The 16045-nt window shown below is 36.7% G+C and carries 17 protein-coding genes; 8 read left to right on the top strand and 9 right to left on the bottom strand.

What is annotated here, in order from left to right; all coding sequences use genetic code 11:
* The first annotated feature begins 177 nt into the window (after positions 1-177).
* Positions 178-759, top strand: a complete 582-nt coding sequence (locus tag IQ247_RS20525; protein WP_193922964.1) for an Npun_F5749 family FMN-dependent PPOX-type flavoprotein — start codon at positions 178-180, stop codon at positions 757-759.
* An 84-nt stretch (positions 760-843) separates the two neighbouring features.
* Here the strand turns inward: IQ247_RS20525 and IQ247_RS20520 are convergent, their stop codons facing one another.
* From IQ247_RS20520 to IQ247_RS20500, 5 genes are all read right to left on the bottom strand, one after another.
* The gene (locus tag IQ247_RS20520; RefSeq protein ID WP_193922963.1) at positions 844-1353 is read right to left on the bottom strand and encodes a type II toxin-antitoxin system YhaV family toxin; all 510 of its coding nucleotides are present in this window, start codon (positions 1351-1353) and stop codon (positions 844-846) included.
* Positions 1354-1355: 2 nt separating this feature from the next.
* A complete protein-coding gene (locus IQ247_RS20515; protein WP_193922962.1) occupies positions 1356-1688 on the bottom strand; it encodes a type II toxin-antitoxin system PrlF family antitoxin in 333 nt (110 codons plus the stop codon).
* Positions 1689-2297: 609 nt separating this feature from the next.
* Positions 2298-3101, bottom strand: coding sequence for a serine O-acetyltransferase (cysE, locus tag IQ247_RS20510; RefSeq protein WP_193922961.1), 804 nt, complete (start codon positions 3099-3101; stop codon positions 2298-2300).
* A 187-nt stretch (positions 3102-3288) separates the two neighbouring features.
* Positions 3289-3789: a hypothetical protein gene (locus tag IQ247_RS20505; RefSeq protein ID WP_193922960.1), complete on the bottom strand. Its 501-nt coding sequence runs from the start codon at positions 3787-3789 to the stop codon at positions 3289-3291.
* A gap of 260 nt (positions 3790-4049) precedes the next feature.
* Entirely contained in the window at positions 4050-5696 is a 1647-nt protein-coding gene (locus tag IQ247_RS20500) for a DUF3352 domain-containing protein (protein ID WP_193922959.1), read from the bottom strand.
* Positions 5697-5944: 248 nt separating this feature from the next.
* Here IQ247_RS20500 and IQ247_RS20495 point away from each other — a divergent pair, with 248 nt between their 5' ends.
* The 3 genes from IQ247_RS20495 to IQ247_RS20485 all read left to right on the top strand — a co-directional run bounded on the left by IQ247_RS20495 (position 5945) and on the right by IQ247_RS20485 (position 8628).
* The gene (locus IQ247_RS20495) at positions 5945-6304 is read left to right on the top strand and encodes a rhodanese-like domain-containing protein (protein WP_193922958.1); all 360 of its coding nucleotides are present in this window, start codon (positions 5945-5947) and stop codon (positions 6302-6304) included.
* 419 nt (positions 6305-6723) lie between these two features.
* Positions 6724-7821 carry a heat-inducible transcriptional repressor HrcA gene (gene hrcA, locus IQ247_RS20490; RefSeq protein ID WP_445974530.1) on the top strand — a complete coding sequence of 366 codons (1098 nt, stop codon included), beginning with the start codon at positions 6724-6726 and terminating at the stop codon, positions 7819-7821.
* A 129-nt stretch (positions 7822-7950) separates the two neighbouring features.
* The gene (locus IQ247_RS20485; RefSeq protein WP_322745541.1) at positions 7951-8628 is read left to right on the top strand and encodes a DUF2834 domain-containing protein; all 678 of its coding nucleotides are present in this window, start codon (positions 7951-7953) and stop codon (positions 8626-8628) included.
* A 105-nt stretch (positions 8629-8733) separates the two neighbouring features.
* Here IQ247_RS20485 and IQ247_RS20480 read toward each other — a convergent pair whose 3' ends face one another.
* The 4 genes from IQ247_RS20480 to IQ247_RS20465 all read right to left on the bottom strand — a co-directional run bounded on the left by IQ247_RS20480 (position 8734) and on the right by IQ247_RS20465 (position 12285).
* Positions 8734-9120, bottom strand: coding sequence for a phospholipid-binding protein (locus IQ247_RS20480; protein WP_193922956.1), 387 nt, complete (start codon positions 9118-9120; stop codon positions 8734-8736).
* A gap of 159 nt (positions 9121-9279) precedes the next feature.
* Positions 9280-10191, bottom strand: coding sequence for an ion channel (locus IQ247_RS20475; protein WP_193922954.1), 912 nt, complete (start codon positions 10189-10191; stop codon positions 9280-9282).
* Between the two features lie 181 nt (positions 10192-10372).
* Positions 10373-10807, bottom strand: a complete 435-nt coding sequence (locus tag IQ247_RS20470) for a ferritin-like domain-containing protein (protein WP_193922953.1) — start codon at positions 10805-10807, stop codon at positions 10373-10375.
* A 1043-nt stretch (positions 10808-11850) separates the two neighbouring features.
* Entirely contained in the window at positions 11851-12285 is a 435-nt protein-coding gene (locus IQ247_RS20465; protein WP_193922952.1) for a ferritin-like domain-containing protein, read from the bottom strand.
* A 600-nt stretch (positions 12286-12885) separates the two neighbouring features.
* Here IQ247_RS20465 and IQ247_RS20460 point away from each other — a divergent pair.
* The 4 genes from IQ247_RS20460 to IQ247_RS20440 all read left to right on the top strand — a co-directional run bounded on the left by IQ247_RS20460 (position 12886) and on the right by IQ247_RS20440 (position 15988).
* Positions 12886-13812, top strand: coding sequence for an energy-coupling factor ABC transporter permease (locus IQ247_RS20460; protein ID WP_193922951.1), 927 nt, complete (start codon positions 12886-12888; stop codon positions 13810-13812).
* The gene (locus tag IQ247_RS20455; RefSeq protein WP_193922950.1) at positions 13805-14467 is read left to right on the top strand and encodes an energy-coupling factor transporter transmembrane component T family protein; all 663 of its coding nucleotides are present in this window, start codon (positions 13805-13807) and stop codon (positions 14465-14467) included. The genes IQ247_RS20460 and IQ247_RS20455 overlap by 8 nt, the downstream gene beginning before the upstream one ends.
* A gap of 40 nt (positions 14468-14507) precedes the next feature.
* Complete coding sequence (locus IQ247_RS20445) at positions 14508-15395, top strand: energy-coupling factor ABC transporter ATP-binding protein (RefSeq protein WP_322745540.1); 888 nt, start codon at positions 14508-14510, stop codon at positions 15393-15395.
* A gap of 275 nt (positions 15396-15670) precedes the next feature.
* Complete coding sequence (locus IQ247_RS20440; protein ID WP_193922949.1) at positions 15671-15988, top strand: hypothetical protein; 318 nt, start codon at positions 15671-15673, stop codon at positions 15986-15988.
* Positions 15989-16045 lie beyond the last annotated feature (57 nt).

The raw sequence follows: 16045 nt of genomic DNA, 5'->3' as shown, positions 1-16045 counted from the left end.
GGGGGAAATAAATAACCACTATCAACTAACCACCAACAACTAACCACCATCAACTAACCACCATCAACTAACCACCATCAACTAACCACCATCAACTAACCACCAACAACTAACCACCAACAACCATCAAGTAACTCTAAAATCCAAAATCTAAAATCTAAAATCCAAAATTGTCAGATGTCTATTGCTCCTTGGCGATCGCACTTAGCTAGCGCTCTCAAAAAGAATCGCAATCAACCCCATTCGCGCTACTTTCAATTAGCAACTGTCCGCAGTGATGGAACTGCGGCTAATCGTACTGTGGTGTTTCGCGGTTTTTTAGAGGATACCGATAAGTTAAAAATTATTACCGATGCTCGTAGCGAAAAAATTACAGAAATTAACAATCAATCCTGGGGAGAAATTTGCTGGTACTTTACCAATACCCGCGAACAATTCCGCATTGTTGGAAAGATCACAATTATTGATGCCAATCATCACGAATCCGAATTGCAAAAAGCCCGCGAATCAACTTGGCAAGAGCTTTCAGACAATGCTCGTATTCAATTTGTCTGGGCGCATCCGGGAAAACCCAGAGCCAATCCCGAAGCATTTTCACCACCGCAGCCAGATGCAAATAAACCCTTGGATAACTTTTGTTTATTATTATTTGAACCTGTAAAAGTAGACCATTTGCGATTGAGGGGAGAACCGCAAAATCGGACTTTTTATATGCGGGATGAAGCGGGGGTTTGGGATGTGAGTGAGGTTAATCCGTAACCAGTCAACTTTGTAGAGACGTAGCAGTGCTACGTCTCCAAATTTAGCGGAATAACGCACAATCTTTCGTTCAAATCGTCGGTATCAAATCTCCGAAGCATCCAAAAATTGATTCATCTTTTCTAAACGATTAGATTCAGCTTTTGCTTCTTCAAGAAGAATATCCCAATCATCAGGAGGACAATCGTTATCAAGCATTTTTCTGAAGATTAGGTAAGCATCTGTTTTGCTACCATAAGCCCGCTTAGAATATTCATCATTTACCCAAGCAAATACAATGATTTTACTCGCTTGATGATAGCGAAAGAACAATCGATACTGTTGGAAAAATTTGGCTCTAAACCAATGTTTATACTCTTCACCTAAAGTGACCCCTTGACGATACTCATGACGAGTTGGATCTTGAGGAATAACTTCATATATGAGTTTAGCTATAGCGATTAAACGTTTAGTCGCATTCTTTTTTTGATAATTTTGAGGATATTTTTGACGCAGAAGTTCAACTTGTGTCAAAAGTTCTTCATATTTATCTAAAAAAATGGGATGTGCAAAAATGTACCATTCATTAATAATTAATGGCTGACTATCTGACAAACTTATTCATCCTCTTCAAATAATGGTGCATCAAGATCCACTTCAATACCATCAATTAAAGATTGAGTTCGGTTAAGCAATTCGGGACTGATTGGTTTAATATTTTGAGGATTTTTGCTCATATCTTGAGCTAAGAAATTTAGAAACTTTCCAACTATAGGATCTTCATCTTCCAATTCTGCACGAGACATTGTTACTTTACCGTCAGGCTCAATAGTGTAGTGAATCTTGTCCCGCTTGTTCAAGCGTAATGCTTTTCGTACATTTTCAGGAACCGTAGTTTGATATCGGTCAGTAAGAGTCGATTCTGCTTGAAAATTAAATCCTTCAGTCATAAGTTTTTCTGTACTTATAGATCAGACCATATATTAATGGTAATGCAATCGCATTGTCTTGTCAAGAATACCCCAATTATTAAGTACTAATTACTGCTCAATGTAATAACTTGTGTGATTGTATAAAACTGACAAGTGATTATTTAAGTAATTTGATAGCATAACTGCGTAGACTAATTAGATACTTGCAAACAAGTATTTGCATCAGTGGTAGAGTATTTAATCTTAATAGTCTAAGCGTATATATATCTTTAGTTACGGACTGAATATTCTGCTAGCGACAACTAAATTGTTGTTGCCATTTTTACGCTGGCTGAACATTTTTTTTACTTAAGTATTTACTAAATATGATGTTGAAGATTTACGAATTAATTATGATTCTACCGATAACTTCAGTTTAAATATTGGTTATCGCTATGGTTTCTAATTTTTAAATAGCTTATAGAGTTAACTAAGATATCAGCATTGCTAAATCTGGGTCTAAATTGAGATTTAGAGACGTTGCATTGCAACGTCTCTACAATAGTTATCTGTTAAATCAAATTCATGCTTAAAATCACAAATGTCCTATTCCTCATTCCTAACTCTTAACTCCGGTGGTACTAACTATTAAATCCCTGATCCATCCAAAAACTCATCGATCGCTTTATCTTCCAAACGACATTGAGTATGAACATGGGCATGATGTTCTCTCAAATGCTCTTCACTAAGAACATGAGAATTAATACCATAATTTTTTCCCACAAGAACATTTGCAAAACTTTCTGAAACGCTTTGCTGTTTTTCTTGTAATTGCTCAATTTGTTGCTCTAACTGCTCAATTCTATCTACCAAAGCCCGGATTGCTTGAGCTTCGGCATCTGGCAAACGTCCGTGTTCCAATGGGTCAACTTTTACACCGGAACGATAGACAATTCTACCGGGAACACCCACGACAGTACAATCGGCTGGTACATCTCTCAACACCACCGAACCCGCACCAATACGCACGTTGTTACCGATTTGGAGATTTCCCAGCACTTTCGCACCAGCACCAACTACTACGTATTCTCCCAAAGTCGGGTGACGTTTACCAGTTTCTTTACCAGTACCACCCAAAGTCACACCTTGATAAATCAGCGCATAGTCTCCAACTATTGCCGTTTCACCAATTACTACACCCATACCATGGTCAATAAATACACCCTTGCCAATGGTTGCTCCTGGGTGAATTTCTACTCCAGTCAAAAAACGCGCTAAATGAGAAGTTAAACGAGGAAGAAAAGGAATTCCTACATTACGCATCCAGCGAGCGATTCTATGCATTAACAAAGCTTGCAAACCGGGGTAGCAGAATAATACTTCTAACCAGTTACGAGCCGCTGGGTCGCGTTCAAATATAATACGAAAGTCAGTAATAAGTGTTGATAACACGAGTTCGCACCCTCGGAAAGCCTTTACAATCTATCTTACCCTTCCATGGGGACAAGAAAAGTTAGGAGTTAGGAGTTAGGAGTTAGGAGTTTGGAGTTTGGAGTTAGGAGTTTGGAGTTTGGAGTTTAATTACCCATTACCCATTACCTATTACCTAATTGTAATTCATTAGTACGGAATTTTGGAACTATTGTTGCAAAGAAAGTTTGTAATTGCGTCTTACTCCTGCTTTAAAGCTACCCACCCAAACTTTATAAGTTCCGGCTTTCCAGTCGCTACCGTTGATGCTCGCGTCTTTACTTTCGCCAGTATCGTCTCCACAGCGAACTGTTTTGTCGTCTGGCCCTACTATCAATAAAGTCGTGTCATAACCCCTGCTGTTGACTTTTAAATTTAATTTGGGAAAATCTTTCTCTAAAACTACAATATGGTCTGGTTTGGGATCTGCAAAACCGATACACAAATTATTACGGCGATCGCGATTACTTATTGCGGACAATGAATAAGAACCGCCGGTATAACCTGTGACTGATTTTCTGACACCTTCAGAGCTTGGTGACAAGCTAATTTTGCCAAAGAAAGATGTATTTGCTCTTACAGGTACAGAGCTAATTAGAGTAAATACACTTAGAGTAACACTCGTCAAAAAAGTTGTAAAAAATAAGATTTGGGAGCGAAAAGATTTCATACATACACTTCCCGAAATATTTAAATTGGTTCTTTTATATACACGCTAACGAAAGTAAATTTCGGAACAGCAAAGTTTATGACACCTTGGTATCTGCACACTGTCTAAGGTTAAAGGTTAAAGGTTATAGGTCAAAGGTGTAACAAATCCTCACAATTAACCACCAACAACCATCAACTAACCACCAACAACCAACAACTAACAATTAACAACCATCAACTAACAACTAACCACCAACAACTAACAACTAACTCCTACTATTAATTGAATAGAAATACAGCACCAGCTTTGAGTAAGTTACTATTGCTGTCATAGCTGCTAATTGTGAGGGATTGCAGTTTATCAAAGAATGGTTTGCCAATAATTTCTACAAGCTTGAGTATGGGTAATTGATTTTCGATAAAATTTTGACTTTTTGTCCAATCTATAAATATATAACCTTGATTTGGTTGGGGAATGGCTGCAATACTTTTCTGGAAATTATGATTGTCGTTGAAGAAGTTTTCTTTATTATTAAGAACTTCATCCATTAATTCAATAGAAGAAGTAAAAATTTCGTAGTTATCTTTACTTGTATGCGCTCCTAATACTTTTGCTTGAATGCTGAAATTAGACGCTTTGTTACCTGTAGTTGTTAATTGTGTCCAAGCATAAATTTTTTGTTCGTTTAAATTAATTTGACTGACTGTAAGTCCGTTTTGAACGGCTATTTCATCTAAATGGGAAATATCTGATGGTGTTGTCGAAGATTTTTCAGTAACAAAAACCCACTCAAGTGTTTTATTCTCGGTGTTGGGTAATAATGCGATGGCGTATTCTCCTTTTACCCAACTAAAAATATCTTTTTTTAAGTTTATTCCCCAAGATTTTTGCAAATTATTTAAAGGTTGGGTAATCTGTGAAGCTGCATTTTTTCCTGAATCACCAGATATTACTGAATAAGTTTGTTGCCAAAATAAACCTACATTGCTGTTATCTAAATTGCTCAAATCTTTCCCCGCAATTACTAAACCCGAAGTTGGGGGAATATATGAAAGTGCTGCGATTTTTTCAGATAATTCTTCTGCTGATGGTATTGGTGAATCTGCTAATAAACTCGTTTCTGCTAACAAACCGGGGGATTTTGTTGCTAAGGAAATTAGCTGATTATTATAAGTCAGTGGCGATGATAAATTTAAACCTTGCCATTTTGCGACTGCGGGAAGATTCAGAAACGTTACAGCTTGAGTTTTATTTCCTAATTGCTTGATGGCTTGCTGATATTTATCTAAACTAGCCAAACTTAAACCGGGTGCTTGAAGATTATTGACTGCTTCTCGCAGGATTTTAGCATCATTGGCAAACAAGACAAAATTATCACCTACAACCGTCGCAGCCAAAGGTTTTTTGATTTCTCCCGTTTCGGGAGTATCGCCAATCAGTTTGACACCTTTATATTGTTCCACAACCAAGGAAGTTCCAGCTAAAACCCGTTTAGAAAACAAAAGTTCGATAAACTCGCGGCTTTGTGTGGCATCTTTGGTAGTGAGTGCGATTAAATAACCGGGTTGTTTTCCGTTTGCTAAATCGCGATCGATATCGTCAGTAGTTACGGCTAAAGTAACTTGATTACCCAACCAAGGCTGGACATCTTTTTGATAATCAAGTCCGGTATTTGCGAATAAATTTGTTTTCAGCTTGGATAGCTTAATTTCACCATCCAAAGCATCAAAACGATTTGGATTTACTAGCATAGATACCATAATTGGTGCTTGCTTGGAAACAAACACGGTAGCACTCGGTTGGCTGAGTAAATTCAGGGAATTTTGAGATAATCTATTACAACCAGTGATACCAGTTAACAGCAGCACGATAAAGCTTGCTGCCAGGAAACGAATTAATAATTTTTGACTGATAAATCTATTCACGCTTGCCCCATTGCGGCGTTTTTAACCCCAATCATTATTAAAGCGTGTTGTGGAACAATTAGAATTAGAGAAGGGAAATTATTCACTTGGACAGAGGCATTTCACATACAGATTTTTGTCAAAATGTCAAGATGTAGCCAATTTATCTTGATAATTATCAAAGCCTTAGAGTCGTGCTGATGCTAAGAGGAGAATTTTCTGTCAACATAAGAAATATACAAAATACAAATTTTTTTAAGAAGTGCCTCATGACGGGGAATAATCTTGGTCAACCTATAAATCAAATCGCTGTAGAAGAACTCGCACAACGTTTGTCTTTGGATCAATGTTCTATTCAACTTGTAGACGTGCGGGAACCACAAGAAGTCAGAACTGCGAGCATTGACGGTTTTATTAACTTACCTTTGAGTCAATTTGCTGAGTGGGAAAAGGATATTCAAACTCGCTTAGATCCCGATAAGGAAACTTTAGTTCTGTGTCATCATGGTGTTCGTTCCGCTCAAATGTGTCAGTGGTTGACATCTCAAGGTTTTACAAATGTGAAAAACATTGCCGGAGGTATTGATGCATATTCAATTTTAGTTGACCATTCGGTTCCTCAATATTAAAGAGCAGACAATTTTGGATACATTCGCGAGGCGAACGTATAAGCTTTAAATTTTGGATTCATTCTCAAGATAGATTTATAAAATACCGCATTCATCTAGTTCCTGACCGGGGAACGCCGGTCAATATTCAATATGTTTGAATATTACTAATTGCTAGCAAATATTTCGTATCGATGCATACTCCATTTACAATAAAATTGTGGGAAAATACTTAATAATTAGTTGTTTTTAATGTATTAAAAATACAAGTTAAAGTGTATGGAATAGTACTCTTACTCAGGACAAAACTATCTGTAGATGTAAAGGTATTGCAGTACACAATAATCAGTTTGTATTTTGCACTCAGCATGATTAAATGACCGATTAAATATCGAATAGTATTATTTAAAATTTTCGTTTTTTTTAAACTGATAAAAACCGTGTTTCAAAAGCCATCCCCGATCCAAGTCCAGTTAACGAATCGACAACAACATATTCTTCGAGCGACAGTACGTCATTATATAGCGACAGCAGAACCTGTGGGTTCTAAAGCTTTGGTGGAAGAGTTCGATTTGGGTGTAAGTTCGGCAACGATTCGCAACGTAATGGGAGTTTTGGAAAAAGCTGGATTACTTTATCAACCCCATACCTCAGCAGGAAGGATTCCTTCGGATTCTGGTTATCGAATTTATGTAGATCAATTAATAACACCTTCTCAAAGTTTAGAAAAACAGATCGAAGCTGCATTACAAGGAAGCTTAAAATGGGAAGATTGGAGTTTAGAAACATTATTGCAAGGAGCAACCCAAATTTTAGCAACCTTGAGTGGTTGTGTCAGTTTAATCACAATACCGCAAAATAATTTATCCGTATTGCGACATTTGCAATTAGTACAAATTGAGACAGGACAGATAATGTTGATTGTAGTTACTGATGGTTATGAAACTCATTCAACATTGATGGATTTACCCTCCTTATCAGAAAATAGACCTGATGTAGAGGTAATAGACAGGGAATTACAAATTGTTTCTAACTTTTTAAACAGTCAACTCCGGGGTAAAAGTTTAATAGAACTGCCTTTACTTGACTGGAGTAAATTGGATCGAGAATTTCAGCGCTACGGCGAATATTTAAAAACATCCTTGGTAGAATTGACTCGTCGTAGCTTTTCTCCGATAAGTACACAAATTATGGTGCGTGGAGTGTCGGAAGTTTTGCGTCAGCCAGAATTTTCACAGATAGAGCAAGTACAAACCATAATTCAACTACTTGAAGAAGAACAAGAAAAATTATGGCCATTAATATTTGACGAAACAGAATTAGAACAAATAGACAAGCCACAAGTAACAATTCGTATTGGTTCGGAAAATAACCTAGAACCCATCCGTACTTGCACCTTAATTTCATCCATGTATCATCGGGGTTCGATACCAGTAGGAAGTGTCGGAGTTTTAGGTCCCACAAGGCTTAATTACGAAAATGCGATCGCCCTTGTAGCAGCAGCAGCCGAATATCTCTCCGAAGCAATGAGTATGTAAAGGTTAGAGGTCAAAGGTTAAAGGTTAAAGGTTTAAGGTTTAAGGTCAAAGGTCAACAACTGTCAACCATCAACTAACTCCTAAATTCGGTATTATCTAGGAATATGCTTTTTGATGCTATTAATACTGATGAGAAAAATTATATTTGGATTGCTTTGGGTTGGATTTGCTATTTATGCTTTTGTTTTTGCTCCTCCTAATCAACCTGATACTTTTGAGTTAATTAAGAATCTTTCAACTGGACAATGGCAAGGAATCAACCCTTTGATAGTTTCACTATTTAATTTAATGGGTGTATTTCCTCTAATCTACAGTTGTATGGTATTTATTGATGGTAGAGGACAAAAAATACCGGCTTGGTTGTTTGCAACTTTCTCTTTTGGCGTAGGTGCTTTCGCTTTATTACCTTACTTAACTTTACGCTCGGCAAACCCCAATTTTGTCGGTAAAAAGAATGCTTTTCTTAAATTTTTAGATTCCCGTATCACTGGTATTGTATTGAGTATTGGAGCGATAATTTTAGTATCCTATGGTTTACAAGGAGGAAATTGGAGCGATTTCTTCCAACAATGGCAAACTAACCGTTTTATTCATGTAATGAGTTTAGATTTTTGTCTACTTTGTTTGCTTTTTCCTGCACTTTTGGGTGATGATATGGCAAAGCGGGGGATGAAAAATTCTGTTTTATTTTGGTTAGTAACCTTGGTACCTTTGTTTGGTCCGTTGCTTTATTTATCCGTGCGGAAACCATTAGCGGATAATACTCAAGAGCAAGTAATTACCCAGCAACAAACAGCTATAAATTAAATATTTTGTCATTAGTTATAGGGTGTGTTACAGCATTAATTTTATTAATTAAAAATTGCTGCAACAAACCTGTATTCATAACATTATTAATTACTTTTTAAATAATTAACCGATAGTAACTTGACTTGTATCAACATTAGTTGCACCATTTACACTTTTGGCGACAGAAACCATTTTATTTAAAATATCTTGGCTGGGAACGGTTCCTTTTAAAACTACTGTAGAACTAGTTTGAGCAACCCAAAGAGTATCAATATCATCCAATTGGGAATCTTCATCAAAAGCTAATGCAACTCGCTTTGCTAAACCACTTTGGTCGTATTCACCATTTAATCCTACACGTTCTGGGGGTACTGATTGGGTAGTATTAGAAGCTTGTTGTGTTGGCTGAACTTGCTGTGTCGATTGCGGTGCTTGTGTTGGTTGTGGGGTAGGATTTACTTGGGCATTTTTGGGTTTTGCCATTCCAAAAAGTCTTTTTAACCAGCTCATAACATAAAATCTCCAATTAATTACATTCACTGTGAATATACAAGCTGAAAAAAAAAGCTACATCTGTCCTTAAAAAGAGATATAAAATTTATTATTACTGCTTTAGATATAATCTTGCAATGAGTTTTTTATTACTATAGACAAACAAAATTTCCTCATTTACCTGTTTATTAAACTTGAATTTTCCAAAGGTGTAGTATCGTGAAAACGATTATAGTCAATACTACGTCTACCATCTTGGGTTTTAGATAAAATATCCGCAAACTGATGATTCCACAGAATTTCTGTAGGAATGTATGAATGATGAGCATGGATATTCTCAGAAACGGTTTGGTCAATCCCTGTTAAAGTTATTAATATTTCCATTTCATCGGTTAGCATTTTGTCTAAGGTTATGTTGTACAAAGGACTACTTTCATTGATAGGATGCATAACTGTCCAAGTCAAAGCAAAAAGTGAAGAGCGATCGCGAAATAATGGTAAGTTATAAAATCTACGCATCGTCTGTCCTTCTTGAGTAATTTCGCTAGTTAGTAAACTGACGTTGACTTGAGCTTCTAAAATCCAGCTTTGACGTTCGTTAGCAACTCGAAACATCAAAGTTGGTACTCCATTATAAGGAGCAATTACTGCGACACGACTAAACATGACTCGTGCTTTGAGAAGAGAAAACCGAGCAAATACTAATCCACTCCCCATTGATACTCCTAAAAGTCCTAACAAAGCTTCAATCGCAACTAAAATATTGGCAAAAAGCGTTTTAGGATACATTGCACCATAACCAATGGTAGCCATAGTTTGAACACTAAAAAAAAATGCGTCGGAGAAATCACCTTGACGCATATTTTGTACACCATCACCTGCTGCTAAATACAGAAAAGCAAACAACACGTTAGTAATTACATAACCCGCAGCTACCACCGCAAATAACTTAATCCAGGAAAGAGTTAGCAATGCATGGTATAAATCACCCCAATCGAACTTAGATACCCCTTTACGAACAACGTTGAAGTTCCCATCAGGGTTAACTGTACGACGTGCTGAGATTTTTTTTCGATGGTTTTTATTCATTGATTCTCAAATCAAATAGTAATAAAAGTTATGCTACCCTACATTATCTAATATCAAGGGATATAATTTATAATTACTATTTCATAGTGCAATTTTATTGATGTGTGTATACAAATCAATATTTAGAGAAACGCCAGAGAGACGGGGACGTATTGCTACGTTTCTCTAATTTATAACTCTACTAATTTAATTCATCTATCATTTCTACCAACTCTTGGATATGATGACTTTCTTCTTTAATCATATTACTCACAAATTTTTCTATATCACTATTGCTATCTTTGACTGCATCCAAAAGTACTTGATAAAGTCCTAAAGCCTGCTTTTCATGAGCTAAACTTGCGTTCATTATATCTTTTAGTGAATAGCTTTCAAGTTCTGCAATAGATGCAATATGCGCTCGAGGATTTCCATTCACACTTAGTAAAACTTCTCCGACTTTTTGAGAATGAAATAAGGATTCTTCCGCTTGCTCTTTGAAAAAATCAACAATTTCATTTTTATGACTACTATTTGCTATCAAAGAGTAAGTCGTGTAGCGAACAACTCCTGCTAATTCAAACTCGAAAATCTGTTGTAGCAAGTTAATAGCTTTTTCTCGATTAAATGTCATCATTTGAATAATTTTTCTACTCTCTGAAGATAATTACAATTCTTGATTTTCCAACAGCATACACAGGTAAATACAAACAGTCTCAACTCGTAATTTTTCAAATGAAAAAACAGTTGCAAAAAGCACTAAAATTTTTAGTACATAAATCCTAAAACTATTTCGATACAGCTTTAAGAAATAATTTCTATGACTATATATAAATATAGAAATAGAACTTACTGATGATTTCTACTGTAACAGCTAACAATATCGGTAAAACCAAAAAATAAGAAATGACATTAATAGGGAATTTTGTCGTCTTTGAACTAAGATTAAGCCGTTAACTTATTCTCATTTCTTTGTTTACTTTTTATCAGTATACTTATTTCAAAACACAAATAAAGTGATATTTTTACTACTTCAGCCGCATATAACTTTACTAAAATTCTCTCAAGGAAAGGTTAAGGAAAAGTTTTCCAATGATTAATTTTATGGTTTCTATTTGAATTACAAATAACAATTTTTATTCTTGAGGTACGGTTGATCAATTATCACTGGGGAGTTAGGAATGAGACTACCTCTACCCAGCAAAACTTCTGTGGTCAAGTACTACTACTCTGCCACATTAATTATGATGGGTAATTAATGTAATATTGTAGGTTGGGCTGTTCGCGCAAGCGTTGCGAAGCAAAACGGAGTGAAGCCCAACGCTGATGTTGGGTTGCGCGCAGCGACACCCAACCTACCAAGAGGCATCTTAGCTGAACGTAGTGGAGCCTCGGCACCCGCGTTGGGTTGCGCGCAGCGACACCCAACCTACGAAGAGGTATTTTAACTCCTCAAAATTAATGATTTGGACTACTAGTCCACCACATAAGTTTTGATGGGTTGGGGTAGTGCGAACTTCTAGCTCGCTAGCTACTACCAGGGAGCGAGACCCGGACACTACAAACGCATTACCCCTCAAAATTAATGTGGTGGAGTACTACCTTGGAGATTTACTCTTGTTCGTCTCCCCTTCCTAATCTCCCCATCTTAAACTTGCTTGGTGTTTCCCACTTGTTTAATTAGCTGAAATCGCGTAACATTTTTTTCAATTCGAGATTATGCATCTCTTCTTGCCCAATCATATTACGAGCGAATTCTTCTAAATAAATACTTGCATCCGTAACTGTATTTAAAAACTTTTTATACAGTTCCAAAGCCTTTTGTTCGTGTGACAAACTTTCTTCTAAGATATCCTTAACTTTATGCTTGTATGTTTCTTCCATCGGTGCAATTTTGAGACTAGGATGTCCATCCATACCTGTAAGAATTTCTCCTACTTGTTGAGCATGAAGTAATGATTCACTCGCTTGCGCTTTGAAAAAATCCACAATGGGAATACGATAAGGACCTGTTACCATCAAAGAATAATGGGTATAGCGGACTACTCCTGCTAGCTCAAATTCCATGATGGCATTTAATAGGTCAATTGTCTTTTTATGATCGAGTTCTTGCATCGGAAAATAATTGGTGAAGAGGTTGATAACTGACGTTTTTTGGAGTTGAGAGTTAGGAAATCGGGAGTAATGATTATTTTCCCAGAATATTTCTGTTTTTATTCCTAACTTTTTGCTCGCTCATAACTAATTTTAAACTCTTCTTAGATTTTTACTTGCTCGGAGCAATCAATTTCAACTATTTTCTTTGTGTAATAGCAATTCTTGACCTGATCGGAATACATCTGGGCTAAAAACCGGGTTTCTAAACCAAAAGTCAAGGTTCTGAGACTTAGAGTTTGCAAGAAACCACGTTTTGTTGGTGTTTTTGAGTTGGGGGTGCATTCCGGTAAAGTAAAAATCAAGAAATAAAAATCATCAGAGAAAATATGCTCAACAAAATGTAAATACTTATGAAATTTATTCAGTCAACTAAAAATAAATTTACACTCTGAAAACAAAGTATATTTTCAGAGATTAAATAGATATAAAATATATACGTAATAACTACAAAAATGCCCCCATAGGGGATTGTATTAGACATAGAAATTCTGTTTTATATTAATAATCTGCGTGTCTTTTATACGTATCTTTTGTACTACAAAATAATTCTCTACCGAAATGCATATTCCTGATGGCTTTGTTTCCGTTCCAGTAGCTGCGGCTACTACCATAGCGAGTGTGGCTGGACTAGGTATAGCTTTAGTTCGTTCAAAAGATGCTTTTGGAGTACGTCGCGCTCCGGTTTTAGGTTTAACTACCGCCTTTATTTTCGCGGCACAAATGGTCAATTTTCCTGTAGCAGGTGGAACTAGCGGTCACTTATTGGGTGGCGCTTTAGCAGCAATAGTATTAGGTAGTCCGTGGGCGGGTGCTTTGTGTATTGCCACTGTATTAATCATTCAGGCGGTGCTATTTGCTGACGGCGGAATTACTGCCTTGGGAGCAAATATTTTTAACATGAGCTTTGTTGGAGTTTGGGTGGGTTGGCTTCTAACCCAAACCTTGCATCGATTGTTCGGAGGTTCAAAAAGTCGTTTACCTTTAGCTGCGGGGATTGCAGCGGCTGTGAGCGTAGTAGCAGCGGCAATTTGTGCTGCTATTCAATTAGCAATTTCGGGAACTGCAAATTTAGCTGTAGTTTTACCGGCAATGACAGGAGTACATATTTTGATTGGTATCGGTGAAGGTTTAATTACTGGTGGGGTGTTAGCTTATTTAGTGCAAGCGAGGCCGGATTTGTTACCAGGGAATGATGAAGAACAGATTCGCGGTTGGGTTGTTCCTGTTGTTACCATTGTTTTGATTGCTGGATTGCTATCTTTATTCGCTTCGGCTTGGCCCGATGGTTTGGAAAAAGTAGCTGAAGATACCGGCTTTATTAACTTAGCCGAACAGGTAAGGATTTCAGTACCAACACCTTTTGCAGACTATACATTTAATGAAAATGAAGGTATAGGTACAAGTATTGCTGGCATTATTGGAAGTATTGTTTGCTTTGCTGTTGCATGGGGTATTGCACAAATAGTGAAACCAAAGAATGCGTAATCTTTCTCTGACTTTGCGATTGCAGCTGTCTTTAATAATTGTTGTTGGGGCAGCTTTTCTTAAATTAAATGCTTGGTATTGGCTGGGTGCTTATGGAATTATTGCGCTATGTTGGGCTATTTCATTGCGGGTGCCGATTCGTAAACTCACAGGTTTATTAGGTTTAGAACTGATATTTTTATCATTCTTAGCCTTACCTTTGGGTTGGGAACGAGCCAGTTTTTTATTAGTTCGTTCCCTAGTATGTTTGCTAACAATGAATAGCTTTTTGTTGACTTTACCACCTCATAGTTTCGGTATTGCTCTCAAAGGCTTACCTCTTCCGGGTGCTTTCAAAGAGACTTTGCTTTTAGCCGGACAATACTTAGAAATTTTGCTGGGAGAAGTAACTCAAATGCAACGTAGTGCAAAACTTCGCGGTTTGAATGGAGCCGCAGGATGGGTACGCTACGCTAATGCAGCGATGATTGGGGCTTTGTATCTCCGCAGCCTTGACCGTGCCGAAAGAGTTTATGCTGCAATGATAGCTCGCGGTTACAACGGAATGTTGCCTGTGACTTCGACATTAAGAATGAAAGAGCGTTTTCTTTTGCTAGGAATGAGTATTTTAGCTTTAAGTTTGACTATTGCTTCTTATCAGTTACCTCTCGAATAATTGATTTTTTCTCATAAGTTGATTTGTTGTAGACGTTGCAATGCAACGTCTTTCAATATGTCAAAAAAATAATCAAATAAAAATAGCACTCAGAAATATTTCCTTAAATAAAATTTATTTGATTACCAATTCCCCATTACCAATTACCAATTACCAATTACCAATTACCCATTACCAATTACCAATTCCCCATTACCAATTAACAATGCAAAAACCAACTGTTATAGTTCAAAATCTTGCCTATGCATATCCTAATCAAGAACCAGTTTTGCATGATATTTCTTTTACATTAAATGTAGGAGAAAAAGTTGCATTAATGGGACCCACTGGTTCTGGAAAAAGCACTTTACTAGAAAATTTGATTGGTTTAAAACAACCTTCCCTTGGCAAAATTATCATTAATGATATTCTATTAGAGCCAAAAAGCTTACCAGAAGTGCGGCGTTATATTGGGTTTGCATTTCAAGATGCTAATGACCAATTATTTATGCCGACTATATTAGAAGATGTTACCTTTGGTCCTCTTAACTATGGTGTACCAATCGCACAAGCAACTGATAGAGCGCGACAATTGTTAATGGACTTTGGTTTAGAAGCTTACGCAAAACGTTCCGCACACGAGCTTTCCGGAGGACAAAGAAGACTTGCAGCCTTAGCATCAGTTTTAGCTTTAAATCCTGATATCTTGATTTTAGATGAGCCAACTAATGGACTAGACCCTGCATGGCGACGTAATTTAGCCCAAGTACTCTTAAATTTACCAGTAAAAGTAATATTAGTTGCTTCTCATGACCTAAATTGGTTGAGTAAAGTTACTGAACGCGCTTTGGTACTTTCAGGAGGTCGCATACACGTAGACAGTGATATTCAGACACTGTTAAAAGATAGCGAGACTTTAGAAAATTTGGGTTTACCAGTAGGTTGGTGATAATCTTTTACAGTTATCAGTTATCAGTTATCAGTTAAGCTGTTCTGCATTCAAACTATATAATCGGACATCATTCTAATTCTTGTGGGGTGAGCATCCTTGCCCGCCTTAATATATGATAATAATGCTTTTTAGCTTATCAGTAAAATCCTTGGGTTTAAGTTTCCCATTAAGAAGATGGTATGGGTTCGGTGTTGGGTACAGTGCATTACCATACGCATTGATAATAGTTAACTGTTTCAAAATAGTCAGAATCAAATTGGAGAAAATCTTTGATGAATAAATTTCACGACATTGAAATCGACTTGAAAACTATTGATTTTGCTTCTCTTGATACAGACGAAGATTTTCGTAAAGAAGCCCAGCGATTACTACCACAAGCATTAGTACAAGTTGGAGAAGCAATGGCTGAAAAAACCTGGGACGAATTACAAAAAGAAATGCAAAAAGCAGGAATGAAGACTAGTGCTTCTGTGAGTGCTAAACGCAAATTTATCCAAGAAACAAAAAGAACCTATCAACGAAATGCCAGCAGTAGAGAGAAACGAGAACTTGAAGACTACATAATAGAGCAGATGCGTCAATATAAATGATATAAATCATAAAATATCTAATTAATACGAATACGCCTGCTTATTACAGTTAGTTAA

It is taken from the genome of Plectonema cf. radiosum LEGE 06105, from assembly GCF_015207665.1.
Lineage (GTDB): Bacteria > Cyanobacteriota > Cyanobacteriia > Cyanobacteriales > Nostocaceae > Rivularia > Rivularia radiosa_A.
This window is presented reverse-complemented; position numbering and strand designations above follow the sequence as displayed.

Coding starts and splice junctions, on each gene's coding strand:
- IQ247_RS20480 (WP_193922956.1), bottom strand. CDS start 9,120: ATGAGCTGGTTAAAAAGACTTTTTGGAATGGCAAAACCCAAAAATGCC.
- IQ247_RS20485 (WP_322745541.1), top strand. CDS start 7,951: ATGAGAAAAATTATATTTGGATTGCTTTGGGTTGGATTTGCTATTTAT.
- IQ247_RS20505 (WP_193922960.1), bottom strand. CDS start 3,789: ATGAAATCTTTTCGCTCCCAAATCTTATTTTTTACAACTTTTTTGACG.
- IQ247_RS20440 (WP_193922949.1), top strand. CDS start 15,671: ATGAATAAATTTCACGACATTGAAATCGACTTGAAAACTATTGATTTT.
- IQ247_RS20515 (WP_193922962.1), bottom strand. CDS start 1,688: ATGACTGAAGGATTTAATTTTCAAGCAGAATCGACTCTTACTGACCGA.
- IQ247_RS20470 (WP_193922953.1), bottom strand. CDS start 10,807: ATGATGACATTTAATCGAGAAAAAGCTATTAACTTGCTACAACAGATT.
- IQ247_RS20475 (WP_193922954.1), bottom strand. CDS start 10,191: ATGAATAAAAACCATCGAAAAAAAATCTCAGCACGTCGTACAGTTAAC.
- IQ247_RS20445 (WP_322745540.1), top strand. CDS start 14,508: ATGCAACGTCTTTCAATATGTCAAAAAAATAATCAAATAAAAATAGCA.
- IQ247_RS20525 (WP_193922964.1), top strand. CDS start 178: ATGTCTATTGCTCCTTGGCGATCGCACTTAGCTAGCGCTCTCAAAAAG.
- IQ247_RS20465 (WP_193922952.1), bottom strand. CDS start 12,285: ATGCAAGAACTCGATCATAAAAAGACAATTGACCTATTAAATGCCATC.
- IQ247_RS20460 (WP_193922951.1), top strand. CDS start 12,886: ATGCATATTCCTGATGGCTTTGTTTCCGTTCCAGTAGCTGCGGCTACT.
- IQ247_RS20455 (WP_193922950.1), top strand. CDS start 13,805: ATGCGTAATCTTTCTCTGACTTTGCGATTGCAGCTGTCTTTAATAATT.
- IQ247_RS20495 (WP_193922958.1), top strand. CDS start 5,945: ATGACGGGGAATAATCTTGGTCAACCTATAAATCAAATCGCTGTAGAA.